At 38.0% G+C, this 26,951-nt stretch carries 26 protein-coding genes; 17 read left to right on the top strand and 9 right to left on the bottom strand.

What is annotated here, in order from left to right:
- Window positions 1-47 precede the first annotated feature (47 nt).
- The 8 genes from era (at window position 48) to smpB (ending at window position 7,506) form a co-directional block, all read left to right on the top strand.
- On the top strand, window positions 48-944 hold the full coding sequence (era, locus tag E0E02_RS00330; RefSeq protein ID WP_133017517.1) for a GTPase Era: 897 nt from the start codon (window positions 48-50) through the stop codon (window positions 942-944).
- Window positions 945-1,144: 200 nt separating this feature from the next.
- Window positions 1,145-1,966, top strand: coding sequence for a DNA-formamidopyrimidine glycosylase (gene mutM, locus E0E02_RS00325; protein ID WP_133017516.1), 822 nt, complete (start codon window positions 1,145-1,147; stop codon window positions 1,964-1,966).
- The gene (gene coaE / locus E0E02_RS00320; RefSeq protein ID WP_133017515.1) at window positions 1,963-2,550 is read left to right on the top strand and encodes a dephospho-CoA kinase; all 588 of its coding nucleotides are present in this window, start codon (window positions 1,963-1,965) and stop codon (window positions 2,548-2,550) included. Before mutM ends, coaE begins: the two co-directional genes overlap by 4 nt.
- Before the next feature lie 172 nt (window positions 2,551-2,722).
- On the top strand, window positions 2,723-3,892 hold the full coding sequence (locus E0E02_RS00310; RefSeq protein ID WP_133017513.1) for a multidrug efflux MFS transporter: 1,170 nt from the start codon (window positions 2,723-2,725) through the stop codon (window positions 3,890-3,892).
- On the top strand, window positions 3,889-4,035 hold the full coding sequence (gene rpmG, locus E0E02_RS00305; protein WP_074560724.1) for a 50S ribosomal protein L33: 147 nt from the start codon (window positions 3,889-3,891) through the stop codon (window positions 4,033-4,035). The genes E0E02_RS00310 and rpmG overlap by 4 nt, the downstream gene beginning before the upstream one ends.
- A gap of 118 nt (window positions 4,036-4,153) precedes the next feature.
- Complete coding sequence (gene secG / locus E0E02_RS00300) at window positions 4,154-4,390, top strand: preprotein translocase subunit SecG (RefSeq protein WP_006532797.1); 237 nt, start codon at window positions 4,154-4,156, stop codon at window positions 4,388-4,390.
- Between the two features lie 245 nt (window positions 4,391-4,635).
- Entirely contained in the window at window positions 4,636-6,981 is a 2,346-nt protein-coding gene (gene rnr / locus E0E02_RS00295) for a ribonuclease R (RefSeq protein WP_133017512.1), read from the top strand.
- Window positions 6,982-7,038: 57 nt separating this feature from the next.
- Entirely contained in the window at window positions 7,039-7,506 is a 468-nt protein-coding gene (gene smpB, locus E0E02_RS00290) for an SsrA-binding protein SmpB (RefSeq protein ID WP_006532795.1), read from the top strand.
- A gap of 37 nt (window positions 7,507-7,543) precedes the next feature.
- On the opposite strand, the gene E0E02_RS00285 is transcribed toward smpB, so the two are convergent.
- Window positions 7,544-7,984, bottom strand: coding sequence for a MarR family transcriptional regulator (locus E0E02_RS00285; protein WP_133017511.1), 441 nt, complete (start codon window positions 7,982-7,984; stop codon window positions 7,544-7,546).
- A 134-nt stretch (window positions 7,985-8,118) separates the two neighbouring features.
- On the opposite strand from E0E02_RS00285, the gene E0E02_RS00280 reads away from it, so the two are divergent.
- Both E0E02_RS00280 and E0E02_RS00275 read left to right on the top strand, forming a co-directional pair.
- Window positions 8,119-8,568 carry a ferritin-like domain-containing protein gene (locus E0E02_RS00280; RefSeq protein WP_074560720.1) on the top strand — a complete coding sequence of 150 codons (450 nt, stop codon included), beginning with the start codon at window positions 8,119-8,121 and terminating at the stop codon, window positions 8,566-8,568.
- A gap of 9 nt (window positions 8,569-8,577) precedes the next feature.
- Window positions 8,578-9,924 carry an NAD(P)/FAD-dependent oxidoreductase gene (locus tag E0E02_RS00275; protein WP_133017510.1) on the top strand — a complete coding sequence of 449 codons (1,347 nt, stop codon included), beginning with the start codon at window positions 8,578-8,580 and terminating at the stop codon, window positions 9,922-9,924.
- 37 nt (window positions 9,925-9,961) lie between these two features.
- On the opposite strand, the gene E0E02_RS00270 is transcribed toward E0E02_RS00275, so the two are convergent.
- From E0E02_RS00270 to E0E02_RS00255, 4 genes are all read right to left on the bottom strand, one after another.
- Window positions 9,962-10,639, bottom strand: a complete 678-nt coding sequence (locus tag E0E02_RS00270; protein ID WP_133017509.1) for an NAD(P)H-dependent oxidoreductase — start codon at window positions 10,637-10,639, stop codon at window positions 9,962-9,964.
- Window positions 10,640-10,725: 86 nt separating this feature from the next.
- Window positions 10,726-11,154, bottom strand: a complete 429-nt coding sequence (locus E0E02_RS00265) for a MarR family transcriptional regulator (RefSeq protein WP_133017508.1) — start codon at window positions 11,152-11,154, stop codon at window positions 10,726-10,728.
- Window positions 11,155-11,279: 125 nt separating this feature from the next.
- Window positions 11,280-11,714 (bottom strand): MarR family transcriptional regulator, encoded by a 435-nt coding sequence (locus tag E0E02_RS00260; protein WP_133017507.1) that lies wholly within the window; start codon window positions 11,712-11,714, stop codon window positions 11,280-11,282.
- Window positions 11,715-11,888: 174 nt separating this feature from the next.
- A complete protein-coding gene (locus E0E02_RS00255) occupies window positions 11,889-12,617 on the bottom strand; it encodes a DUF554 domain-containing protein (protein WP_074564177.1) in 729 nt (242 codons plus the stop codon).
- A gap of 170 nt (window positions 12,618-12,787) precedes the next feature.
- Here E0E02_RS00255 and E0E02_RS00250 point away from each other — a divergent pair, with 170 nt between their 5' ends.
- The gene (locus E0E02_RS00250; protein ID WP_133017506.1) at window positions 12,788-13,678 is read left to right on the top strand and encodes a LysR family transcriptional regulator; all 891 of its coding nucleotides are present in this window, start codon (window positions 12,788-12,790) and stop codon (window positions 13,676-13,678) included.
- A gap of 7 nt (window positions 13,679-13,685) precedes the next feature.
- Here E0E02_RS00250 and E0E02_RS00245 read toward each other — a convergent pair whose 3' ends face one another.
- Entirely contained in the window at window positions 13,686-14,189 is a 504-nt protein-coding gene (locus tag E0E02_RS00245) for an NUDIX domain-containing protein (RefSeq protein WP_133017505.1), read from the bottom strand.
- A 105-nt stretch (window positions 14,190-14,294) separates the two neighbouring features.
- Entirely contained in the window at window positions 14,295-15,380 is a 1,086-nt protein-coding gene (locus E0E02_RS00240) for a Xaa-Pro peptidase family protein (RefSeq protein WP_074965118.1), read from the bottom strand.
- Between the two features lie 339 nt (window positions 15,381-15,719).
- Here E0E02_RS00240 and ccpA point away from each other — a divergent pair, with 339 nt between their 5' ends.
- From ccpA to E0E02_RS00210, 5 genes are all read left to right on the top strand, one after another.
- On the top strand, window positions 15,720-16,724 hold the full coding sequence (gene ccpA, locus E0E02_RS00230; RefSeq protein ID WP_074481405.1) for a catabolite control protein A: 1,005 nt from the start codon (window positions 15,720-15,722) through the stop codon (window positions 16,722-16,724).
- 94 nt (window positions 16,725-16,818) lie between these two features.
- Entirely contained in the window at window positions 16,819-17,817 is a 999-nt protein-coding gene (locus E0E02_RS00225; protein WP_133017504.1) for a glycosyltransferase, read from the top strand.
- 1 nt (window position 17,818) lies between these two features.
- A complete protein-coding gene (locus E0E02_RS00220) occupies window positions 17,819-19,153 on the top strand; it encodes a glycosyltransferase family 4 protein (RefSeq protein ID WP_133017503.1) in 1,335 nt (444 codons plus the stop codon).
- A gap of 351 nt (window positions 19,154-19,504) precedes the next feature.
- Window positions 19,505-21,451: a threonine--tRNA ligase gene (gene thrS / locus E0E02_RS00215; protein ID WP_133017502.1), complete on the top strand. Its 1,947-nt coding sequence runs from the start codon at window positions 19,505-19,507 to the stop codon at window positions 21,449-21,451.
- Between the two features lie 162 nt (window positions 21,452-21,613).
- A complete protein-coding gene (locus E0E02_RS00210) occupies window positions 21,614-23,515 on the top strand; it encodes a right-handed parallel beta-helix repeat-containing protein (protein ID WP_133017501.1) in 1,902 nt (633 codons plus the stop codon).
- 83 nt (window positions 23,516-23,598) lie between these two features.
- On the opposite strand, the gene E0E02_RS00205 is transcribed toward E0E02_RS00210, so the two are convergent.
- Both E0E02_RS00205 and E0E02_RS00200 read right to left on the bottom strand, forming a co-directional pair.
- Window positions 23,599-25,368 carry an oleate hydratase gene (locus tag E0E02_RS00205; RefSeq protein WP_133017500.1) on the bottom strand — a complete coding sequence of 590 codons (1,770 nt, stop codon included), beginning with the start codon at window positions 25,366-25,368 and terminating at the stop codon, window positions 23,599-23,601.
- A 110-nt stretch (window positions 25,369-25,478) separates the two neighbouring features.
- The gene (locus E0E02_RS00200) at window positions 25,479-25,994 is read right to left on the bottom strand and encodes a TetR/AcrR family transcriptional regulator (protein WP_006532773.1); all 516 of its coding nucleotides are present in this window, start codon (window positions 25,992-25,994) and stop codon (window positions 25,479-25,481) included.
- 81 nt (window positions 25,995-26,075) lie between these two features.
- Here E0E02_RS00200 and E0E02_RS00195 point away from each other — a divergent pair, with 81 nt between their 5' ends.
- Window positions 26,076-26,951 carry a DUF3114 domain-containing protein gene (locus E0E02_RS00195; RefSeq protein ID WP_133017499.1) on the top strand — a complete coding sequence of 292 codons (876 nt, stop codon included), beginning with the start codon at window positions 26,076-26,078 and terminating at the stop codon, window positions 26,949-26,951.

Raw genomic sequence — 26,951 nt, 5'->3', positions numbered from 1 at the left:
TTGCAAATAATGAAAGGAGTAGGGACGTTTAACGTCCTTTATATCTTATGTTTAAATCAGGTTTTGTAGCGATTTTAGGTCGACCAAATGTTGGGAAATCGACATTCTTGAACCACGTTATGGGGCAAAAAATTGCTATCATGAGCGACAAAGCTCAAACAACTCGTAACAAAATCATGGGTATCTATACAACAGATACCGAACAAATCGTCTTTATCGACACACCAGGAATTCACAAACCCAAAACAGCACTTGGTGATTTCATGGTTGAGTCAGCATACAGCACACTTCGTGAAGTTGAGACAGTTCTTTTCATGGTCCCAGCTGACGAAAAACGTGGTAAAGGTGACGACATGATTATCGAACGCTTAAAAGCAGCTAACATTCCAGTTATTTTGGTTATCAATAAAATCGATAAAGTGCACCCAGACCAACTTTTGGAACAAATTGATGATTTCCGTAGTCAAATGGATTTCAAAGAAATTGTGCCAATTTCAGCCCTTCAAGGAAATAACGTTGAAACACTTCTTAATATCTTGAAAGATAACTTGGAGGAAGGTTTCCAATATTTCCCTGAAGACCAAATCACTGACCACCCAGAACGTTTCTTGGTATCAGAAATGATTCGTGAAAAAATCTTGAAGTTGACAGAACAAGAAGTGCCTCACTCTGTTGCAGTTATCGTTGATTCAATGAAACGTGATCCAGAGACAGACAAGGTTCACATTCGTGCAACAATCATGGTTGAACGTGACAGCCAAAAAGGTATTATCATCGGTAAAAAAGGCACTATGCTTAAGAAAATTGGTAAAATGGCTCGCCGTGATATTGAAATCATGCTTGGTGATAAAGTTTATCTTGAAACTTGGGTTAAAGTTAAGAAAAACTGGCGTGATAAAAAACTTGATCTCGCAGACTTTGGTTACAACGAGAAAGAGTATTAATAGTTCATTTAATTAGGAGGTGTTTGTTGATGAGCACCTCCTCTTTTCAAATAATATTTAGAAAGGAGCGCCAAGCGGTTGGTTGACTAGAACCCGCCTACGACTCTTTGAAAAAAGATAAATGGTGACTAGGTGTTTATCACCGTCGTCCCATTTCCTATTTTTCTTTGAGTCGCTTAACGGCTTGGTATCGTATTATTATGCCGGAATTACCTGAGGTTGAGACAGTTCGTCGTGGTCTTGAGCGTTTGATTGTTGGGCGAAAAATTGTATCGGTTGATGTTCGTGTGCCGAAAGTGGTTAAAACGGATTTAAGTGTTTTTGAGTCTGATTTACTTGGTCAAACCATTCAGTCGATTGGTAGACGTGGGAAGTACTTGCTGCTGAACCTAGATGAGCAAGTGATTATTTCTCATCTGAGAATGGAAGGAAAATATTTGCTGTTTGAGCACCAGGTTCCTGAGGATAAACATTTTCATATCTTTTTTGGTTTAGATGATGGGTCGACTTTGGTTTATAAGGATGTTCGGAAATTTGGAACCATGGAGTTAATGGCTAAAAGTCAGGTTGCGGCTTATTTCCAAAAAAGAAAATTAGGTCCTGAACCGACTAAGGAAGATTTTGATGTGGCAGAATTTGCTCGAAAATTGTCTGCTTCAAAAAAACTCATAAAGCCTTATCTTTTAGATCAGACTTTGGTGGCTGGTCTTGGAAATATTTATGTGGATGAGGTACTTTGGGCAGCTAAAATTCATCCTGAACGCCAAGCAAATAGTCTTCAAAAAGCTGAAATCAATTTGCTTCACAATGAGATTATCCGTATCTTACAACTTGGCATTGAAAAAGGTGGAACAACTATCCGAACTTACCAAAATGCCTTTGGTGAAAATGGGACAATGCAAGAGTATTTACAAGTCTACGGAAAAACGGATGAGCCCTGCCCGCGTTGTGCCACACCAATTGAAAAAATAAAAGTAGGAGGTCGCGGGACGCATTTTTGTCCTGCTTGTCAAAAACGATGACAAAAATTATTGGAATTACAGGCGGCATTGCTTCTGGAAAGTCAACCGTTGTTGCTGAAATCAGAAAGCATGGTTATCAAGTGATTGATGCTGACCAGGTGGTTCACGAACTTCAGGCTAAAGGTGGAAAACTTTATCAAGCCCTTTGTAACTGGCTTGGCAGTGAGATTCTTCAAGAAAATGGTGAACTCGATCGTAAAAAATTAGGGCAGCTGATTTTTTCAAGTAAAGATATGCTAGAAAAGTCGTCGCGTCTGCAAAGTGGTATTATCCGAGAAGAGTTGGCTAGAAGACGAGATGAACTAGCTAAGACTCAAGATGTCTTTTTTATGGATATTCCGCTTTTGATTGAGCATGATTATATGGAGTGGTTTGATGATATTTGGTTGGTTCATCTTGATGAGAAAACACAATTGGAGCGTTTGGTGATGCGTAATCATTTCTCAAAAGAAGAAGCTAAAAAACGCATGGCTAGCCAAATGTCGACAGAAGCTAAAAAGCCTTATGCTGACAAATTGCTAGATAACAGTGGTGACCTTACTGAATTAAAAGCACAAATCAATCAGCTTTTGCAAGAATTATAGGCGATGAATGATTGGAAAATCGTCTGATTTTCTGCATATTTTTCAGGAAAACGTTTTGCGTAGCAAGTTTTTAGTAATTCTTTTGGAATGTGCTATAATAGCAATTGACGTTTTTTTGAAAAGAAGGTGAACAATCATAAGTAACGAAGTTAATTGGAAACAAAATTTACGAATAGCTTGGCTTGGTAACTTTTTTACTGGGGCAAGCTTTTCGCTTGTCATGCCATTTATGGCTTTATATGTGGAAGAACTTGGCGCTCCTAAAAACAAAGTTGAATGGTATGCTGGGTTGGCAGTGTCCCTATCAGCACTTGCTTCAGCATTGATTGCCCCAGTTTGGGGGCGCTTGGCAGACCGCTATGGAAGAAAACCGATGATGGTAAGAGCTAGCCTTGCAATGACTTTTACCATGGGTGGACTAGCTTTTGTTCCTAATGTTTTCTGGTTGCTAGCGCTACGCGTTTTAAATGGTCTGTTTTCAGGTTATGTTCCAAATTCAAATGCCTTAATTGCCAGTCAAGCACCTAAGAGTCGTTCTGGTTACGCGCTTGGGACGCTGGCAACAGGAGTTATTGGAGGTAGCTTAGTTGGTCCATTATTAGGTGGCGTTTTAGCTGAAATCATGGGAATTCGACAAGTTTTTCTACTAGTTGGTTTCATTTTATTAATCTGTAATTTACTAACAGTCTTTTTTATTAAGGAAGAATTTCAGCCAGTTACAAAAGCAAATGCGATGTCAACTCGAGAAGTCTTTTCTTCAATTAAAGACAAACAAATCCTTATTGGGTTATTTGTAACGAGTATGATTATCCAAATTTCTGCACAATCAATTTCCCCAATCCTAACACTGTACATTCGTAATCTCGGACAAACTGAGAATTTGATGTTTGTATCAGGTTTGATTGTGTCTGCTCTTGGGTTTTCAAGTATGTTATCGAGCTCGACTCTTGGTAAAATTGGTGATAAAATAGGTAATCATAGACTACTTTTGATAGCTCTGTTTTATAGCTTTGGTATGTATGTCTTGTCTGCCATGGCCCAAAATTCATTACAGTTGGCAATTGTTCGTTTCTTGTATGGGTTTGGTACGGGTGCCTTGATGCCAAGTGTTAATTCGCTGTTGACTAAAATCACACCTCGAGAAGGTATTTCACGTATTTTCAGCTATAATCAAATGTTTATGAATATTGGACAAGTCTTGGGGCCGTTTGTCGGTTCAGCAGTAGCGACAGGAATGGGGTACCGTTCAGTCTTTTATGTGACAAGTTTGATTGTCTTTGTAAACTTTGTGTGGAGCCTTATCAATTTTAGAAAATATTTGAAAGTTAAGGAAATCGCGTGAGAGTCAAGATTAATTTAAAATGCAGTAGCTGCGGTAGCAAAAATTATTTAACAAGCAAAAATAAAGCAACCCATCCCGACAAAATTCAGGTTCCTAAATACTGTCCCAAAGAGCGAAAAGTAACCCTACATATTGAATCGTAGGGATATTTATGATAGAATAATTAAGACCATAGTGTAGGAAAGGAAATAGAACCCAGAAGCAAAATGTAGTGGATTTTTTCCCCAGAGTTAAGCTTCTGACGCGTTCTTAGTGAAACATATGTACAATGTACTACTGACAGCTTTGCTGGTATTATCTGTTATTATCGTGATTGCCATTTTTATGCAACCACAGAAAAATCCAAGTAGCAACGTATTTGATAACAGCGGTTCAGAAGCTTTATTTGAACGTACTAAAGCGCGTGGCTTCGAAGCGTTTATGCAACGTTTTACAGCAGTTCTAGTTTTCTTTTGGCTAGCAATTGCTCTAGCGCTAGCAATCTTATCAAGTAAATAGATAGCAACTGACGACAAAGCTGCATCTTAGCTTACGTTGGCTGCGCATCTTGAATTTTGTACGAAAATTCATGAGCTGGTCATTCAGCTCATTTTTTATTATTAAGTAAGTAGTGAGGAGTCTGTCCAATAGCGGATTGGAATTTGAAATTCAGTGACTTTTCACAACTTCCATCAAGCTAGAAAACGAGAGGATAGAAGATAGCAGGACTTTTTTGCTAATCGGTCTTGCTAATAATCACAATTATGAATGAAAATATTATTGCTTATTTAAAAGAGCATGGAAAAGTTAATATTAATGATTTAGCTGCTGGTTTGGATATGACTGGCGCTGAAAAATTTCCATTGCTTGTTAAAGAAATTTCACAGTTAGAAAGTCAGGGTGAACTCCGTTTTGATGATAGCGGTAGCCTCGCCCTTCGTAAAAAAGTAGAGAAGAAAAAAGAAATTACAGTCACTGGTGTCTTTCGTGCTAACAAAGCTGGTTTTGGTTTCTTGTCTGTTGATGAGGACGAAGATGACATGTTTGTTGGGCGTAATGATGTTGGTCATGCTGTTGACGGCGATACAGTTGAAGCTGTGATTAAGAAACCTGCTAACCGTCTTAAAGGAACAGCAGCTGAAGTCCGTATTGTCGGAATCGTTGAACGTAGTTTAAAAACTGTCGTTGGAAAATTTATCCTAGACGATGAAAAACCAAAATACGCTGGTTACATCAAGTCTAAAAATCAAAAAATCCAACAAAAAATCTACATCAAAAAAGAACCTGTTGTTTTAGATGGAACTGAAATCATCAAGGTTGATATCGATAAATACCCAACGCGTGGTCACGATTACTTTGTTGGTCATGTTCGTGATATCGTTGGTCACCAAGGTGATGTCGGAATTGATGTTCTTGAAGTCCTTGAATCAATGGATATTAAATCAGAATTTCCAGAAGATGTTATAGCAGAAGCCAATGCTGTTCCAGATGCGCCATCTGAAAAAGATTTGATTGGTCGTGTTGATTTACGTAATGAAATCACCTTTACCATTGATGGTGCTGATGCCAAGGACTTGGATGATGCGGTTCATATCAAACTTTTAGATAACGGTAACTTTGAGTTAGGTGTTCACATCGCTGACGTGTCTTACTATGTCACAGAAGGCTCTGCCCTTAACCGTGAAGCGGTAGCTCGTGGAACATCTGTTTATGTAACAGATCGCGTGGTGCCAATGCTACCAGAGCGTTTGTCAAATGGTATCTGTTCATTGAATCCAAATGTGGATCGTTTGACGCAATCATGTTTGATGGAAATTGACCGCAATGGTCATGTGGTTAATCACCAAATCTGTCAATCAGTCATCAATACAACGTTCCGCATGACTTATAGCGATGTCAATGACATCATTGCTGGCGATGAAGAGTTGATTGAAAAATACCAGCCAATCGTTGAGTCAATTCACCACATGGCTGCCCTTCACAATATCTTAGAGAAGATGCGCGTGCGTCGTGGGGCACTTAATTTTGATACTAGCGAAGCTAAAATCATTGTCAATGACAAAGGAATGCCAGTTGACATCGTGATTCGTGAGCGTGGTATTGCAGAGCGCATGATTGAATCCTTCATGTTGGCAGCTAACGAAACAGTGGCAGAACACTTCGCAAAACGCAAATTACCATTTATTTACCGTATCCACGAAGATCCAAAAGCTGAAAAATTACAGAAATTCCTTGATTACGCAAGTATTTTTGGAGTACAAATTCATGGTACAGCTAATAAAATTAGCCAACAAGCCCTTCAAGATTTCATGGCAAGAGTAGAAGGTAAACCAGGTGCAGAAGTTTTGAATATGATGTTGCTACGTTCAATGCAACAAGCGCGTTATTCTGAACATAATCATGGTCACTATGGTTTGGCTGCTGAATACTATACACACTTTACAAGTCCAATCCGTCGTTATCCTGACCTTCTCGTTCACCGTATGATTCGTGAATACACACAAGTGACAGATGAGAAGATTGAACACTTCAGAAATGTGATTCCAGAATTGGCAACATCATCTTCAACTCTCGAACGTCGTGCTATTGATGCCGAACGTGTGGTTGAAGCGATGAAAAAAGCTGAATACATGGAAGAATACGTTGGTCAAGAATTTGACGGTGTGGTGGCTAGTGTCGTGAAATTTGGTATGTTTATCGAATTACCAAATACTATTGAAGGTCTTGTCCACATCACAACTCTTCCAGAATTCTACAACTACAATGAGCGTACATTGACCCTTCAAGGTGAAAAATCAGGTAAAGTCTTCCGCGTTGGTCAACAAATCAAGATTAAATTGACACGTGCCGACAAAGAAACTGGTGATATTGACTTTGAATACATTCCAAGTGATTATGATGTGATTGAAAAAGTGAAGAAATCACGAAAAGATCGTTCTGGAAAAGACAAACGTCGTCCAAAATCTGACAATCACAAAGACCATAAAAAAGACCACAAATCAAATAAACAACGCAATCATAAATCGTCAAAATCATCTTCTAAAAAATCAGGCAAGAAACCTTTCTACAAAGAAGTAGCTAAGAAAAAAACTCGTAAAGCTAAAAAATAAAAGGTGACAAGCCTCATTGCTAACCCAAAAATTTTGACACAAGAGAGGTAGCTTAATATGCCAAAAGGTGAAGGAAATGTCGTTGCCCAAAATAAAAAGGCACGTCATGACTATAATATAGTTGATACCATTGAAGCTGGAATCGTCTTGACAGGAACTGAAATCAAGAGTGTTCGTGCTGCACGTATTCAGCTAAAAGACGGTTACGCTCAAATTAAAAATGGTGAAGCTTGGTTGATTAATGTCCACATTTCTCCATTTGAGCAAGGAAACATTTGGAACCAAGAGCCTGAGCGTACACGTAAATTATTGCTAAAAAAACGTGAAATTGAAAAACTATCAAATGACTTAAAAGGAACAGGGATGACTCTTATTCCTCTTAAAGTTTATTTGAAAAATGGCTTTGCTAAGGTCTTACTTGGTGTGGCTAAAGGAAAACACGATTACGACAAACGTGAAACCATCAAACGCCGTGAGCAAGACCGTGACATCAAACGTCAAATGAAAAATTTCAACGCCAGATAATAAAACAAAAAGAGTTTGGATTTAATCCAAACTCTTTTTAAAGCATTTTTTTCAATTCTTCAATCAAGATGTGATTGTCTTCAATCATTTCTTCAATCTTTCCCTGTAAAGCAGGTGTAAATCTTCCTACGCAAGTGTGTAATTCTTGTTCAACATCAGCTTGAAGTGCTTTGCCAGCTTCTGTAAGGGCAATAATCAGCTGACGATGGTCTTCTTTAGGGCGAATACGTGTTAGATAACCTTTGTCTTCTAAACGCTTGAGAAGTGGTGTCAGTGTATTGCTAGCAAGGTCTAATTGTTTTCCTAATTCACGCAAAGCAAGATTGTCAGTTTCCCAAAGTGCTAAGAGAACAATATATTGTGTATAGGTTAAATCAAATTTAGCTAGTTTTTGTTTGTAAAATTGATTGAAAACCCTATTGGCATTATAAATCGCAAAACATAGTTGATTAGTTAAAGTAGGATGTTGTTCTGGCATAACGTCCCTTTCTTTGTGTTTACTTGCTCTTATCATAACATAGAAAAAAATAAATGTAAAAGTTGACAACTTGAAAATGGAGTAGTAAACTATAATCAATCGCGCGCGACTGATTATAAAAAGAGGTTGAAATTATGGAAAATACAATCGAATTATTACAAAAAATCGGAAACAAAATTTTAAATCAAGCAAATATTCATGATCTTGTCGCTTTGAACTTTGAGGCACAAGGATTTTCAAAACTTGGTGACAAATACAAAAGCCACGCTTTGGAAGAACGTGACTTTTCACAAAAACTCTTTAATCGCATTTTAGATTTGGGTGGTAAAATTTGCTATCAAAATCAAGTAAGCTTTGGAGTGCCAGCTAGTCCTTTGGAATGGCTAAGACATGATTTGGAAGTTTCAAAAGAAGGACTGAAAGAATTATTGCCATTGGTTGGTGCTGCATCTAATGATTTGGTGACTTACGATTTGTTAAAAGATTATTATAAAGATGAAGATGATGATTTGCAGTGGACACAACAACAACTAGATTTAATTGATACTGTTGGTTACCAAAACTGGTTAACACAACAGCTTTAAGGAGAAAACATGACTTACGATTATGATGTGATTTTTATTGGCTCAGGACATGCTAATTGGCATGCAGCAGTGACTTTGTCTCAAGTCGGCAAAAAAGTGGCCATTGTTGAAAAAGATGTTACTGCTGGTACTTGTACCAACTATGGTTGTAATGCCAAATTTTTATTAGACAGTCCATTTGAGTTTATCGATGGTCTTTCACGTTATGAAAAAGCTGGCATTACTGGAAATACTAAGGTTAACTGGCAAGAGCTTATGGCTTATAAAAAATCTGAAATTCCAACTTACGCTCCTCTCATGGAAGGTATGTTTGCACAAATGCAGATTGATTTGCTAAAAGGCTACGGAAAATTAGTTGATGCTCATACAGTTAGTGTGGATGATGATAGAGTCAGCGCAGACTACATCGTTCTTGGAACAGGTCAACGTCCAGCACGTCTTCAAATTAAAGGACAAGAATTCTTGCATGATAGTCGTGATTTCCTTGATTTGGATAAGATGCCAAAACGCATCACCTTTATCGGTGCAGGAATCATTTCTATGGAATTTGCAACCATGGCTGCTAAGCTAGGTTCTGAAGTGCATATTATTGAATACGCCGACAGAGCTTTAGCAGCTTATCAAGAAAATTATGTTGATAGTGTGGTTGCTAAAATGACAACAGAGGGTGTTCACTTCCATTTCAACCAAGCCGTTCAAGCAGTTGAAGAAACTACTGATGGTTTACGTGTCACAACGGCTCAAGGTTTGGAATTAGAGACTGACTACGTTCTTGATGCAACAGGACGCATTCCAAATGTTGAAAATCTTGGTCTTGATGAACTTGGCATTGCCTACAATCGTTCAGGAATCGTTGTTAATGATCACCTGCAAACTTCTGTGCCAAATATTTTTGCTAGTGGGGATGTCATTGATAAAACTATTCCACGTTTAACGCCAACAGCAAGTTTTGAGTCAGATTATATTGCTGCTTACATTCTTGGAGTAAATCAAGAAGCAATTCAGTATCCAGCTATTCCAAATCTTGTCTATACTTTCCCTCGTATTGCACAAGTTGGGGTAAGTCTTGCTGAGGCTCGTGAGAATGATGCTTACCGCATTGTTGAGATTCCATTTGGACAACAATTGAAATTCCAGACAAAATTAGAAGATGAAGCGCACGTGACACTGATTGTTAATCAGAATAAAGAATTGGTCGGCGCTAGCCTTTTAGGTAATGAAGCTGGTGAAATGATTAATCTTTTGACTCTGATGATTAATCAAAAAGTCACAGCAAATGATCTTAGTCAGATGATTTTTGCATTTCCAGGTACCACTAGCGGATTACTCAGCGCAGTAAAAATGTCATTAATGTAAATAAAAAAGCTTGAACGAAAGTTCAAGCTTTATCTATTTATTCGAGCCAAGTAATGACTTCATTTTTAGGTTTACGTGAGCGAGGGTGTTTTGGATCGCGTAGTCGATAACCAAATGACACCATGCTTGCAATGCCTTCTTTATCAGGGTTAATAATGCCTGCTTTAGCAAGAATAGCATTGACTTTGTCATAATTAAATCCTTCAATTGGGCAAGAATCAATACCAATCATGCTGGCTGATGTCATCATATTTCCAAGAGCGATGTAAGTTTGCTTAGCGGTCCAATCAAAGAGGGCGCGAGGATTGTCAGTAGTTTTCATATCATTTTTTTGGAATGATTCGTAAGTGGCTAGGCGACTATTGAGAGCATCACCTTCACCGAGACCACGTCGGACGAGGCTATCTTTGACAGAGTCAGAATCATAGCGTGCATTTTTTTCTGCAAGTAACAAAACAAAATGACTGGCTGTATCAAGTTGAGATTGTGCTCCCCAAGCAACTGCCTTAAGTTCATCACGAAGTTTAGCGATTTGCTTACGATTAAGAACCACAAAACGCCAAGCCTCTAAACCAATTGAAGAAGGGCTTAACCAAGCTGTATCAAGGATGTATTCCATATCATCGCGTGAAATGTCTTGGTCATTGTAGACACGGACGGCAACTCGATGGTCAAAGGCATCGAGAACTTGTTTTTTGATAGCTTCTTTACTCATGCTAGCCTCCTAGTTTTCTTTCTATCATAGCATTTTCAGCTAGTTTTAGCCAGTTTTCAGGCATAAGAAAAAGAGCTTAAGCTCTTTTATTTTAGTTGATTTGTCAGATGATTAATTTGGTCAATCAGATTGTTAAAATCGCAAGGTTGAGAGATTTCCATAAATTCTTGTCGCGTTTTATGAAAGACTTCTCCGATGATGGGGACAATCTCTCTTCCTCTATCGGTAATATAGACACGTTTTGTTCGTCCATCACGAGCGATAGCGACAAAATCTCTATTGGCTAGTTTATCGATGATTTTTGTTAAAGAAGGCGGAGCAATACAAAGGATATTAGCTAGGTCTTTATAACGTTTACCATTTTCTTGATTTAAAATATAAAGAACTAAAGCGTAAGAATGTGACATTCCGATTTTTCTAAAAGCGGCTTCTGTAAATTTATCAAGTGCACGATCCAATCTTTTGACCGAAAAGAATAGGCAACCATCCAATACCTCTTGAATATTATTGGACACGATGATCTCCTTGAAAATAAGTTTACAGTGACTATCTTAACACAGTTGCAGATAGATGACAAATCTGTCATAATTTTGGATTTTAAAAAAGCTCTGACCAAAGCGGTCAAGACCTTCAAAAAAACTTATTGTAATTGATTAGTAATTTGGTTTAGTTCAGCAATGAGTGTGTCAGAAAAGCCTGTCTTGACTAATTGGTTAATTTCTTCGTGTAACGCTAGATGAACTTGACAAAGTTCCGGAATTATTTCTCTTCCCTTATCTGTGAGGTAGATACGTTTGGTACGTCCTTCACAAACCACTTTCACTAAATCTTTGTGGACTAGCTTTTCAATAAGTCTTGTCATGGATGGAGCTGCGATACAAAGCATTTTAGCCAAGTCTTTTTGAATTTTACCATTTTCATGACTTAAAATCAGAAGAATGGGAACATAAGATGGTTTTAAGTCAACTTTGTGAAAAAAATCTTCAGCAATTTTGTTAAGAGCACGATTTAATTTTTTGACAGCGAAAAAGATGCTAGAGTCCAAAGCTTCTTGTGGGCATGAGGGCTGGGGCATAAATTTCTCCTTTTAATTTTAATTATGTATAGTATGTTAGCAAACTAAGAATAAAATGACAAATAATATGCTTAAGAAAATGTATTCATAATTGTTGATGTAAAAACGTTTATTAAAAAAATAAGCTCCAAAAATATGGAACTCATTTTCTAATTTTTCTAAAATTATTAGATTTTATAATAATGGCATGATGACGTTGACCCAGAACCAAGATAAAGGCATAACAAGGACCATTGCTGGAATCATATCAGCGGTTGGAAACATTTTGACACGAATCATACGAAAACCTGTTGCGACCATCAAGAAACCACCACAGGCTTTAAAATCTGCAATCATATCAGGCGTTGTTAATGGGACGATGATCCCCGCAAGTAAGAAAAGAGCCGTAAAAATGACGAACTGTGGAATAGCAATCAAAGAAACCACAAAACCAAGGTTACAAGCAAAGATGGCTGCAGTGAAGAAATCAAGAATTGATTTTGAAATCAGGATAGTTGAGTCGCCTGTCATACCAGAATCAAGACTACCATAGATACCAGTACCGCTAGCGCAGAAAAGAACGATAACAGTTAGTAAAGTTGCTAAAAATTCATCGTTTGACAGTTGACTGTGCTTTTGTGGCAAGATTTTTGAAACAGCCTTTTGCATCAAAGCCCCACCTTTATTAATCCATTCACCAAGATTAATGGCAAGTCCGATAGCTGTACCAACAACGATAGCAAAGATAACAGCAGGCATGTATTTCATGAGTCCAATGGATGAAATCCCCATTCCCATTGAACAAACGCCAAAGATAAGATTTAATTGGTTTTTAAAATCCTCGGACAAGATATGGCCAAAAATTCCACCGAGAATTCCGCCAAAAATAATGGCAAATGAATTGATGATGACACCAGTTGGCATAAAATTCCTCCTTTTTGATAGTAAAAATAAGACAAAAAAATAAGCTCACTTGTGCAAAGTGACTTAACTTGAAACCATAAGGTCATTAACTAGTGTAACACGATTTAGCCAAAAATCAATTTGCTTTTGGTGATGAGATATTCTAAAATGGAATAAAAAGGAGGCTGCTGATGAATCTTCAAAAATTACAAGTATTTTTAACCTTGTGTGAGACTCTTAATTATACTGAAACTGCTGAGCGCTTGTACATTAGCCAAGGAAATGTGTCAAAGCAAATCATGGCTTTAGAAAAAGAACTCGGGGTGCAGTTATTTGACCGTAGCCGTCGTCATATCAGAATCACCAAGGAAGGGCAAATGGTTGAAACTTATGCCAGACAGATTTTAGACAGTTACCAACAGATGACTGTGGAGCTTTCGCAGTTACAGGAAGAAAAAGAGCACAAGCTTTTACTTCATGGTATTCCAAGTATGCCTTTTTATGCCATCATTTCTGAAATTGCAGGCTTTAAAAAACGCCATACGAATTTTGAGGTTAGCGTTGAAGAAGAAGAGGCGGATGTCTTGTTGGATAATCTCCTTAAACACAAGTGCGATATTATTTTTGCGAGACAATTTAATGCTAAATTGCCAAAAGAAGTTGAAATGCTCACCATTGACCAAGACCGTTGGGTGGTTGTTTTGCCAAGTCAGCATCCTTTAGCAAGAAAAGAAAGCATCAATCTTAAAGAGTTAGAAGGAGAAAAATTCTTACAACTTAGCGAGAAAACGCAGTTATTACAGCCTCTATTAGAACTTTGTCATGCTTATCAGTTTGATCCCAAGATTACCTATAAAGGCAATCGTATTAACTTAATTATTGATTTTATCGAAAATGATTTAGGGCTTTCTCTTATGATGGAAAAGATGGTTAGACCTTTTGAGGGGAAGCAGATTGTTTGGCGACCGCTTGATATTGAGACAGAGTCTCTGATGGTCTTGATGAAATTAAAAACAAATAAATCAGAAGCTGTTCAACAATTTTGGCAGGAAATGCAAGAAAAGTATGCAAAAAAGGATTGAGTTTTTCTCAATCCTTTTCAATTTTAGTTAAAAATTCTAGTAAAAAACTTTCGGCAAGAGAACCGTCTTTGATAGCTTTTTTGGCATCTTCGATTGAAAACCAGTCCCAGTCATCAATCTCGTGATTGGGAGTAACTGCTCCAGATACCGTTACGGCAAAATTAATCATGAGTGAGTTACTGCGCTCGTAGTATTTAGTAGCGTTAAAGGTTAAGGATTTTACTTTTAAGCCTAATTCCTCGTCAATTTCTCTAGCGACAGTAGCCTCAGCATTTTCGCCTTGTGACACATAACCAGCTAGCAAAATGTGTTCAGTCATCTTGTACTGTTTGATTAAAAGAATTTTATCATGACTTTCGTTAAATAAAATGGCACTGATAGCAGTATTGAAGACAGGAAAGCGAAAACTATCACACTGTGAACAATAAGGAATGTCACCTTCGTCTTTTAAAAATTTCTTTTCTAAAGGGTGCCCACATTCGGGACAATAAGTCATTGTTTTATAAAACATAAGAGCCTCTTTTTGGATTTCTTAGGCTCATTTTAGCAGTAATTGAGGTTTCCTGCAATATAAAAACTTCCTAGTGCTACTAGGAAGTTTTTAGGTTTATGAGAATTATCCTTCAAAATAAAGCAATTCTTTTGGTGTGTGTGTGAAGACTTCAAAGCCAGATTTTGTGACATGACCACAATCTTCGATGCGGACACCAACTTTTCCAGGAATGTAGATACCAGGTTCAACTGAGAAACACATACCTTCTTGGATTTCCATATCATTACCTTCCATGATTGAAGGGAATTCGTGACAAGTCATTCCAATACCGTGTCCAAGACGGTGGTTGAAGTATTCACCGTAACCTGCTTTTTCAATGACTTTACGAGCAGCAGCATCCACTTCACTAGCAAGAACACCAGGTTTGATGAACTCTAGAGCTGCCATGTGAGCTTCTAAACATAAGTTGTAAATGTCTTTTTTGAATTGGTCAGGTTTACCAACGGCAACAGTACGAGTCATATCACTAGCGTAACCATGCATATCTGTTCCAAGGTCAAACAAAAGTAGAGCATTGTTTTCGATTTTGTTTGTGCCTGGGATACCGTGTGGGTTAGCGGCATTATTACCAGTCAAGACCATAGTGTCGAAACTCATTTTTTCAACACCTTGTTTTTTCATTTCAAATTCAATCATGGCGATAATGTCAGTTTCAGTGTTGTTAAGTGAGATGTTATCGAAACCAACTTTAACAGCTTTATCAGCGAACTGACCAGCTACCATCATTTTATCAATTTCATCTTGAGATTTAATAAGACGCATTTTTTGAACAAACGGTGTCAGATCTTCAAAACGTCCATCAAAAACAGTTTGCAAACCTTGGAATTTAGTAACGTTCAAATTATCAAATTCAGCAAAGATTTTGGCGCTATCTGTTGAAGGAAGACCGTTTTTAATTTTTTCCCATGGATTTTCTGAATCAACGTAGCCAAAAACAGGGAAATTGACGATTTGGCTGGCGCGTGCGACTTCAAGCGCAGGGACGAAAAGTGCTGGTTCACGGTCAGCGTAAACAAACAAGAACATTTGACGTTCGTGTGGATCGCAGAAGAAACCAGTCAAATAGTTAACAGTTACTGGATCAGAGAAAACAGCGATATTTGCTTTTTCTTGATTCAAATATGAGCGGATTTGATCTAATTTAGACATGAGAAACCTTCTTTCTAATTACCCCCATTTTTTCAAAAAAATCACAAAAAATCAAGAGTTGAAGTCGAAAAAATTAAATGCGCTTAATTTTCATAAAATCATGCTAAAAAAGTTTAAAAAGATGAAAGAGTTTCAGAAGTTTACTAAAAAATTAGCAGAAAATTTTCTGAAAATAACTACTTTTTGACTTTTTTAGCCTTTTATGAGAAAAATAACTCTTTAAACGTTTTCAAAATATGAAAAGTTTTCAAAAATTCTAAGTTTGCACTTGAAAGTGTTTCCAAAAGGTGCTAAAATATTTGTGAAAGCGAAATTTTCAAATAGAAAGGAAGTCCAATAATGAACACTGATGATACGATTACAATTTATGATGTTGCACGAGAAGCAGGCGTCTCAATGGCAACAGTTAGTCGTGTTGTAAATGGCAATAAAAATGTAAAGGAAAACACTCGTAAAAAAGTCCTTGAAGTTATTGACCGTTTAGACTATCGTCCAAATGCAGTTGCTCGTGGTTTGGCAAGTAAAAAAACTACGACAGTTGGTGTTGTTATTCCAAATATCGCTAATAGCTATTTCTCAATTTTAGCGAAAGGTATCGACGATATTGCTGCAATGTACAAATACAATATCGTTCTTGCGTCAAGTGATGAAGATGACGATAAAGAAGTTAATGTTGTTAACACTTTGTTTGCAAAACAAGTGGATGGTATTATCTTCATGGGACACCATTTAACTGAAAAAATTCGTGCAGAGTTCTCTCGCTCACGCACACCAGTGGTTCTAGCAGGAACAGTTGATTTAGAACACCAACTTCCAAGTGTTAATATTGATTACAAAGCTGCCGTGGCTGATGTTGTTGATATTTTGGCTAAAAATAACAAAGATATTGCCTTTGTTTCAGGACCACTTATTGATGACATTAACGGTAAAGTTCGTCTTGCAGGATACAAAGAAGGACTTGAAAAGAACAACCTATCATTCAAAGAAGGACTTGTATTTGAAGCTAACTACAACTACAAAGATGGTTATGAACTAGCTCAACGCGTGATGAATTCAGGTGCTACAGCTGCATATGTTGCTGAAGACGAACTAGCTGCAGGTCTTTTGAATGGATTGTTTGCCGCAGGTAAAAAAGTTCCTGAAGACTTTGAAATTCTTACAAGTAATGATTCACCAATCACATCATACACTCGTCCAAACCTAAGCTCAATTAGCCAACCGGTTTATGACCTTGGTGCGGTAAGTATGCGTATGTTGACTAAAATCATGAACAAAGAAGAACTTGAAGAAAAAGAAATTATTCTTAATCATGGTCTTAAATTGCGTGGTACTACACGTCAATAATTTCCAAAAAAGGATACTATGACAAAATCAGCCTTTGGGCTGATTTTTTTTAGTCTTAGTGAAAAAAATTACAAAATAAGCTATAATAGAATTTATGAAAGTTTTACTGTATTTGGAAGCCGAAAATTATTTAAGAAAATCAGGAATTGGTCGTGCCATCAAGCACCAAGAGCGTGCTCTTAGCATGGTTGGCCAAGATTATACAACAAATCCAAACGATGACTATGATTTGGTTCATATCAATACTTATGGTATTAAGAGTTGGAAATTATTGAAAAAATCCAAAAAAGCGGGTAAAAAAGTGTTGATGCATGGTCATTCTACCGAGGAAGATTTTCGCGACTCTTTTATCGGCTCTAATTTAGTATCACCAATTTTTAGATGGTATCTTTGTCATTTCTATAATAATGCGGATGCTATTATTACACCGACTGAATACTCAAAATCATTAATTAGTGGTTATGGCGTTGACAAGCCGATTTATGCCGTTTCAAATGGGATTGATTTGTCTCGTTATGTTCCAAATCCAGCTAAAGAAGAAGCTTTTAGACGTCATTTTGGTATTAAACCAGATGAAAAAGTTGTGATTTGTGCTGGGCTTTATTTCATGCGAAAGGGTATTGATGACTTTGTTAAAGTAGCAGAGCAAATGCCTGATGTGCGTTTTATTTGGTTCGGTGAGACTAATAAATGGGTTATTCCTCATAAAGTACGAAACATTGTGACACGTAAGCATCCCGATAATGTGATTTTTGCTGGTTACATTAAAGGGGATGTTTTTGAAGGTGCTATGAGTGGGGCAGATGCATTCTTCTTCCCGAGTCGTGAGGAAACAGAAGGAATTGTCGTTCTTGAAGCACTTGCTAGTCACCAACATGTGGTTTTGCGAGATATTCCTGTTTATCACGGCTGGGTTGACAGTAGCTGTGCGGAGTTAGCACAAGATGTTCCTGGTTTTGTTAAAGCCCTTCGCAAGGTTTTATCAGGAAATAGCGAAAAACAAGAGGCAGGTTATCATATTGCTCAAAGTCGTAGCATTGATAAAGTTGCTCATGAATTAATTGATGTTTATCACAAAGTAATGGAGTTGTAAAATGAGAATTGGTCTTTTTACGGACACATATTTTCCTCAAGTTTCTGGGGTAGCAACGAGTATTTGTACCCTCAAGGAAGAGTTGGAAAAAGAAGGACACGAGGTCTATATTTTTACAACCACAGATAAAGCGGTGAAACGCTATGAAGATCCAACGATTATCCGACTTCCTAGTGTGCCTTTTATTTCATTCACAGATCGCCGCATTGTTTATCGTGGATTGATTTCGTCTTATAAAATTGCCAAACAATATAAACTAGATATTATTCATACCCAAACGGAATTTAGTGTTGGAATGCTTGGAAAAATGATTGCTGCAGCTCTTCGTATCCCAGTAGTCCACACTTATCACACACAATATGAAGACTATGTAGGGTATATTGCTAAAGGAAAAATCATCAAACCAGGTATGGTCAAATACGTCATGCGTGGTTATATGAATGACTTGGACGGCGTGATTTGTCCATCTCGTATTGTGTTAAATTTGCTTGATGGTTATGATATCAAGATTCCAAAACGTGTCATTCCGACAGGTATTCGTGTGGAAGAGTATGAACGTAAGGACATTACAAGAGAAGATGCGCTAGCACTTCGTGAAAAACTTGGAATTGCTGAGGATGAGACAATGTTACTTAGTCTGTCTCGTATCTCTTATGAAAAAAATATTCAAGCTATTGTCCAACAATTTCCAGATGTTTTAGCTCAAAATAAAGCTGTTAAATTGGTTATTGTTGGTGATGGGCCATATTTATCAGACTTGAAAAAAATGGTTGAAGACCTTGGCATTGAAGATAGTGTGATTTTCACGGGAATGGTTGCTCACGAAGAAACTGCAATTTATTATAAAGCGGCTGATTTCTTCATTTCAGCCTCAACTAGTGAAACTCAAGGCTTGACTTATACAGAAAGTCTTGCCAGCGGAACACCAGTCATTGCACATGGAAATCCTTATTTGGATGATATCATTGACCAAAAGATGTTTGGAACATTGTTCTACCAAGAAGAGGACTTGGCGAATGCTATTTTAGATGCGATTGAAAACACACTTGCCATGGATGACAAAGCTTATCAAGCAAAAATGTATGCTATCTCTGCAGAGCATTTTGGAAAATCGGTCTATGCTTTTTATCTTGATGTCTTGATTTCAGCTAAGAACAAGAAAAAAGAAAAATTCTCTTTAACGGTTCGTGGTCAAAAAGAAAAAACGTCTGTGAAGCTAGCACATTCTGCTATTAAACTACCAGCAGAAGCAGCCAAAGCAACGGTTGCGACGTCTGCGAAAGTTTTCAAGGCTCCAAAACGCTTGATTAATTCGATTCGAGATTTCCTTAATTAAATTCTTGAAAAATAAAAAATTCGTGTTATAATATCTATCGAAGACAAGTTGAACAGGTTTCAACCTTTAGAGCGAGTGCCGGTTGGTGAGAAGGGCGCAGGGTTGACTGATTCAATACTACTTCCTTTGCTTTTTATGCAAACATAAAACGGTGGCTACGATATAGCCGATTTGAGGTTTACGACTCTTTTTTGTCGTAGATAAATGAAGGTGGAACCACGTTGCGACGTCCTTTTTGGACGTCGCTTTTCTTTTATCTCGGGGAAAAATTTTTGTAAACTCATCAAATTCCTTTTGCCCGGTTCCCAAAAAGGAATTCTCAACAATGTAAATCTTTTAAAGGAGAATAGTATGGTTAAAATTACTTTCCCAGATGGCGCTGTGCGCGAATTCGAATCTGGAGTAACAACTTTTGAAATTGCTCAAAGTATTAGTAATTCACTAGCTAAAAAAGCTTTGGCTGGTAAATTTAACGGAGAATTGATCGATACTACTCGTGCAATCACTGAAGATGGTAGCATCGAAGTCGTAACACCTGATCATGAAGATGCTCTTGGTATCTTGCGTCACTCAGCAGCTCACCTATTTGCTCAAGCCGCAAAACGTCTTTTCCCAGACCTTTGCCTTGGTGTAGGTCCTGCAATCGAAAATGGTTTCTACTACGATACTGATAACAAATCAGGTCAAATCACTGATGAAGACCTTCCTCGTATCGAAGAAGAAATGAAAAAAATCGTTAAAGAAAACCTTCCATGTGTTCGTAAAGAAATTTCTATCGAAGAAGCGCGTGAATTGTTCAAAAACGATCCTTACAAACTTGAATTGATCGAAGAACATGGTGAAGATGAAGGCGGACTTACTGTTTACACACAAGGTGAATTTACAGACCTTTGCCGTGGCCCACACGTTCCTTCAACAGGTCGTATCCAAGTCTTCCATCTATTGAACGTTGCTGGTGCTTACTGGCGCGGAAACAGCGATAATGCTATGATGCAACGTGTTTACGGTACTGCTTGGTTTGATAAAAAAGACCTTAAAGCTTACCTTAAACAACGTCAAGAAGCTAAAGAACGTGACCACCGTAAACTTGGTAAAGAACTTGATTTGTTCATGATTTCTCAAGAAGTTGGTCAAGGTCTTCCATTCTGGTTGCCAGATGGTGCTACAATCCGTCGTACTTTGGAACGTTACATCGTTGATAAAGAAGTAGAATCAGGATACCTTCACGTTTACACTCCACCTTTGGCTTCAGTTGACCTTTACAAAACTTCAGGTCACTGGGATCACTACCGTGAAGACATGTTCCCAACAATGGATATGGGTGATGGTGAAGAATTCGTTCTTCGTCCAATGAACTGCCCACACCACATCCAAGTTTACAAACACCATGTACACTCATACCGTGAATTGCCAATCCGTATCGCTGAAATCGGTATGATGCACCGTTACGAAAAATCTGGTGCTTTGTCAGGTCTTCAACGTGTTCGTGAAATGTCACTTAACGATGGTCACTTGTTCGTAACTCCTGAACAAATTCAAGAAGAATTCCAAAAAGCTCTTCAATTGATTATCGACGTTTACGAAGATTTCAACTTGACTGAATATCGTTTCCGTCTATCACTTCGTGACCCTAAAGATACTCACAAATACTATGATGACGATGAAATGTGGGAAAATGCACAATCAATGTTGAAAGCTGCCTTGGATGAAATGGGCGTTGAATACTTCGAAGCTGAAGGTGAAGCTGCCTTCTACGGTCCAAAACTTGATATCCAAGTGAAAACTGCTCTTGGTAATGAAGAAACATTGTCAACAATCCAACTTGACTTCCTTCTTCCAGAACGTTTTGGTTTGACATACATCGGTGCTGATGGTGAAGAACACCGTCCAGTTATGATTCACCGTGGTGTTATCTCAACAATGGAACGCTTCACAGCTATCTTGATTGAAAACTACAAAGGTGCATTCCCAACATGGCTTGCTCCTCACCAAGTAACTGTTATCCCAGTTTCTAACGAAGCTCACGTTGACTACGCTTGGGAAGTTGCTAAAGTTCTTCGCGACAAAGGTGTTCGTGTTGACGTCGATGAACGTAACGAAAAAATGCAACTTAAGATTCGTCAAAGCCAAACTAAGAAAATTCCTTACCAATTAATCGTTGGTGATAAAGAAATGGCTGATAAGACTGTTAACGTTCGTCGTTACGGAAGCAAACAAACTCACACTGAATCAATCGATGAGTTTGTAGAAAATATCCTTGCTGACATCGATCGTAAATCACGTCCAGACGCTGAATAATTCCTTATATTTGCATAATAAATTCGGTAAAAAAGAAGTCCTGCGGGGCTTCTTTTTGTGTCTTTTTAACGGATGATTTTTCCAGATTTGCAAAAAACTAAGAATGCTAAAATGAAATGTTAAAATAAAGAAAGCGTTCGCAAAAAAAGGGGGAGTTAAAATATGCGAAACTTTAAGCAACATTTTTTGTCGCTTGGCTTTGGTCTTTTAATAGCATTAGCTACGCTTTTGTCTCATTTAGGACCTGGTCCAGTGATTGTTAAAGCCGATTCTTCGGTAGCTTGGAATTTTAGTGATTCTTCATTTAAAGATTTGGGTCAGCTAAAGTCTGAAAAAACGATTGATGGGTTGACTTTATTAGCAAATGAAGAGTCATCATTGTCCATTAAAGCAGAAGAAGCTAATGTTTCAGAAAGTAATTATACATCTGCCTTGCAGTTAAATGCTACAGGTAGTAAGGATAAAGCTTCGTTGAAATTTTCAGTATCAGATAACGATGTGATTAAAGTCGTTTTGAAAAGTACTTCACAGACTAATGAGGGGCATCTCGTTTTAGCTGATAGCCAAGGTCAAGACCTAACCAATCTGACTGCAGGTGTGCAAGCCAGTGAAGTAACTTACACTTATTCAGGTGAAGCTGGTGAGCTTTATTTATATGCTAAAGATGCTGACCTTGATTTATTTAGTATTCAGGTGGAATCAACGTCATCTGATGATGCCGTTTCAGAAAGCCAATCAAGTGATGTTACTAGCAATTCAAGTGAGACAACTGAAGTTGATTTGTCCCAAACAGAAAGTGCTGATGAAAGCTTAATCTCCTCTTCATTAGCAGCTTCAAATGGTGCGACAGTATCAACTTATAACGATCTTCGCTCTGCTATTTCAAAAGCTGAAAAAGCTGGTGGCGGAAAGGTTTATGTGAAGGGAAACAAGATTGCTTGTGACGGGCAAATTGCTTTGTCTAAAGCAAATGCTAATGTTCAAATCATCGGTGTGCAAAATGCGGATGGCTCTTACCCAGAGCTTGATTTTTCAAACTTTATGGCAAAATACATCGGTAAAGCTTCATCAGATGCGGCAGTTGGTGTCAGGATTTCTGGCTCAAACTACACTCTTCAAAATCTGATTATCGAGCATGCACCAGATAACGGTATCCAAATCAAAGGAAAAACTGCTGGTAATAACAAGGTTTCAAATTGTATTGTTAGATATAATAACGATGCTGGTTTGCAAGTAACGGCTGGTGCTTATCGTAATACGATTGAAGCGGTTTACAGCTACCGTAACTGTGATGTTTACACTCGCGGGGGAAATGCTGACGGCTTTGCACCAAAACTCGGTGCAGGTAGCGGCAATACCTTTACTTACTGTTATGCTTGGGATAATTCTGACGATGGTTGGGATTCCTTTGATAAAGCAGGGGATGTGACACCAGATATTACTTACACGAATTGTGCAGTTTGGAATAACGGTAACCCTGATGTCTTTACTGGAAAATATGATTTTGACCACAAAAAAGCTTTAGATGAAAATCTTCATCTGGTTCAACTCATCAAAGCTAAGGATGGCTCATTTGCTTCAAATTATGCAAAAGGTAAATTTGCTTTGCCATCTGGAAACTTCATCAAGACTGATGCTGGTACGGTTAGTCTTTCAGCTTGGACTGGCAATTCATTTGACGGTAATCCAAATGGCTTTAAACTTGGTTCTGTCAATTCAAAATCAAGTGTGACACGTAAATTGTCATACTGTCTTGCTTTTGATGAAGCTAAAAAAGGCTTTGATAATAACAACAGTTCCGTTACAGCTTATTTAGACCACTGTGTGGCATTTGATAATGGTTATAACTATTACATTCAACCATTGACCATTAAAGCATGGTCTGCTGTTCAAGGCTTTGCTGGTAAGAGTGGTGATAAATTACCAAATGGACGTTCTGTCACAACACCATCATCTGGCAGTCAATCAGCTATTCGCAAGTCAGTTGAAAATACTAAAAACTCAATTATTGCTAGTTGCCAAGCCAATAAAATTCCTGGCAAAGTCGACTTTAATATTTATTAATCTGGCATAGCACTGTGAAAATCTAAAAAAATAGCTCCTCAATCGAGGGGCTATTTTAGTGATAAAAACTTTGTTATGGATGATTACAGCAAGTGGTATTCTTTGAGTAATTCTTCGATATAAGTACCGTGCACTTTTTTAAGAGCTTCTTTGAGGACGGCTTTTTCTGCCCAAGGAATATCAATTTCTGTTAGTGATTTTTGGTCATTTAGATAGTAAAGGGCATTGAGTAGCATGCGAACATCAAAGGCGGATGCGAAGACTTCAGGAACACCGCGGTCAACATCAAGTAGTGTGTAGACGGCTTCCATAGCGGTTCTGACAGAGTATTCTGTAGTAAAGACAGTGTCACGAGGTGTTTCAGCATAGTTACCAATAAAGGCTAAGTTTTGACTATCTTTTGGCACTACCAATGGACGGTCATTTAAGCCACGTGGCATGAAGTAAGTAGTGATGTAAGGCATGTGGCAAGGAATAGTTGAAGCAGTATCAGCAATTTCTGCAATTTCAGTTTCAGGGACTCCCATGTGGTAGAGCCATTCTTGGCAAAGTTCTTTACCAGTACATTCATCAGGGCGTTTTGCAATGTAATTACCCTTACGATCTGTGTAAAGAGGGTAAAGCCAAACGACCAGTTCATTATCTTTTTGAACTTTGAAATGCGGTTGACGGCTGATAGAATAGCCAAGGAGCCAGTTAGAATCTTTAATGCTTGTTGGACCGCTGGTTACGATTGAGCCACTGTATGGGTCTTTGTGGTTAACGGCTTCGATGTAAGGTGCGATATGTTTGTCCTTGAAAGTGATAGTAGCTGAAATGGTCCAGTTAGCATCTGGAATGTTTTGGCAGAATTTTTCTGGGTGACCAAAGCTTTCATCTTGGGCAGCCAATTTTTGCCAGAGTTCCCAGCTAGCACCTAATTCGTGTTTAACAGGTGCTGGGTGGTCGTTGTCACCATAAGTTGTGCTTTCGGTGATTGAACCATTTGTGACAAAGACCAAATCATTTTCACTTAAAAAGAGTTCTTTTGCTTGACCTGCTTTTGTAAATTCAAGCTTGCTTACTACTTTTTTATTGCCTTTGCGGTTAACTAAAATATTTGTCACGGTAGTATCATAACTAAAATCAACACCATGTTCAGATAAGTAGTGGACGATTGGTAAAATCAAAGATTCGTATTGGTTGTATTTGGTAAAGCGAAGAGAAGAAAGATTTTTTAGGCAACCAACGTGTTGAATAAAGCGCATGAGATAACGACGCATTTCCATGGCACTTGACCAAGGTTCAAAGGCAAACATTGTACACCAGTAGAGCCAGAAATTAGAATTGAAAAATTCGTCATCAAAAACTTGGTCGATTTGAACATTTTCCAGTTTGCTTTCAGGCATCAAAATCAAATCAATAATTTCCTTGATAGCTTTTTCAGAAAGGGTTAGTTGACCGTCGTTAGGAAGAGCTTTACCACGATTGCAAATGATACGCGTCTTGGCATAACAAGGGTCTTCTTTGTTGAGCCAGTAGAATTCATCCAAGATTGAATGGTCTGGATTTTCAAGGGAGGGAATGGAGCGGAATAAGTCCCAGAGCACTTCAAAGTGAGGTTCCATTTCACGACCGCCACGAATAATATAGCCTAAGCGATCGTTTTTGATACCGTCCATGCTACCACCGGGAAGACTCAATTCTTCTAGAATATGAATGTGATCGCCAGGCATTTGGGCATCACGGACAAGAAAGACTGCTGTAGAAAGAGCTGCTAAGCCACTTCCGACAATATAGGCTGATTTGCCATCGACGTTTTCAGGTTTTTTAGGACGAGCAAATGCTTCATAATTACCATTTGAATAATACATACATGTCAACTCCTTTGTTAAAATCACTTTTATTAAAACGCTTTCTTTTAGAAAATAAAATAGACAGGAAATCTTTCCTGTCTAAATTTTTGACACTTAGCTGACTTTGTCTAGTGATTCAAAAGTTGATAAATACGCTTGGCTAAGGTATCAGGATTTTCTTGCAATCCTGAATCAATCCAATCAAGGATAAAACCAACCAAGCCATATTTGCAAAAATGAACCCTAAAATCAAGTTCACTGGCACTTAAGTCAGGATTCTTGGCTTTTAGGACTGGTTTGATTAAGTCATAAGCTCGGTCATATAAAAAATGCTCCAAATAATTACGATTGATAGAATAATAGGTGTTGCAGACAAACGCTTTGTTGGCTAAAATGTATTGAAAAATCGCAAGCATGCCTTTTTCCCAAGAATCGTCTGTTCGGTTATCACCAATCATTTGCTCACCATCTGAAATATATATCTTTTCAAGCAGGTCATACAAATCATTGAAATGATAGTAAAAGGTTTGACGATTGACATGCATGCGCTGAACCAACTCTGTCACAGTTACTTTGTCAAAGGATTTTTCCTGCATAATGTCTTTTAAAGTGCGGGCAAAGGCCTCTTCAGTTAATGTCTTCATAAATTCCCCTTCATCTATAACTATTTTATCATAAGCCCCTTTAAAAAAGGTGTTAGCGCTGTAATGTGCTATAATTGACCTATGAAAATCGGAGATAAAGACTTTTTCTACTTTTGGGAAAATAGCAAAGCTGCAAGCACAAGTGACAAAGCACGACTTGTATTACAAGAATTAATGGACATCTTAGAAATGCCCGAAGAATTATCTGGCGAGATTGCCCAGACTCGTAAGCTTTTAAATCAATTTTCGGATAACCTTTCGCCAAATCACCTTTTTTGGAGTGAGTTAGCAAGACTAGTTCAAGTAGCTTACCCAGGAGAGAGCATGGCTGAGGATAATTTATTAGCGCACCAAGTTCATCAATTTCGCTATGTGATTTCAGCCTACCAAGCTCAGTGGATTAGAGAAGAATTTCCTGCTAAGTCAGATTGGCAATCGATGTTAGCTTACTTAAAAGATAAAAAAGAGCGACGCTTTTGGCGGAGGCGATTTGATTTTGATTTGACAGAATCATCTAGGCTCCATAATAAAGCATCCAAACGTGTCATTTTAGGATTTGAGCTGCCAATTAATCTAAAAATTTTGCTGGCTTTTCACACAGAATTTATCTTAGATAGCAGGGGACATTTTGCTAATGAAATTGACCCGCAAGGTCAGACTCATAATGGTATTATTAACGGAGCTAGTTTTAACTATGCCAATCATAACGACCAGAGACACTATGAACTTGACGTTGCAGCGATAAAACGTCATGACCCACTTTTTCGTAAGCGCATTTTAGCCAATCAAGGCAATGCTTTTCTAGCCCCGCTCTGGATTAAGCGCCGTCGTCACGCAGATTGGGAGCGCAGCTATTTTAATAAAAAAGGCCACTACGCCAGACAAGGGCGTAGCAGCTATCAAATGGTAAAACAATTGATTCAAAGATTTCGAAAAGATTTACACAACTGTTCGTAG

This window comes from Streptococcus sp. KCJ4932, assembly GCF_004352745.1.
GTDB lineage: Bacteria > Bacillota > Bacilli > Lactobacillales > Streptococcaceae > Streptococcus > Streptococcus ruminicola.
Note: the sequence above shows the minus strand (reverse complement) of the source record. Positions and strands in the feature narration are given on the sequence as shown.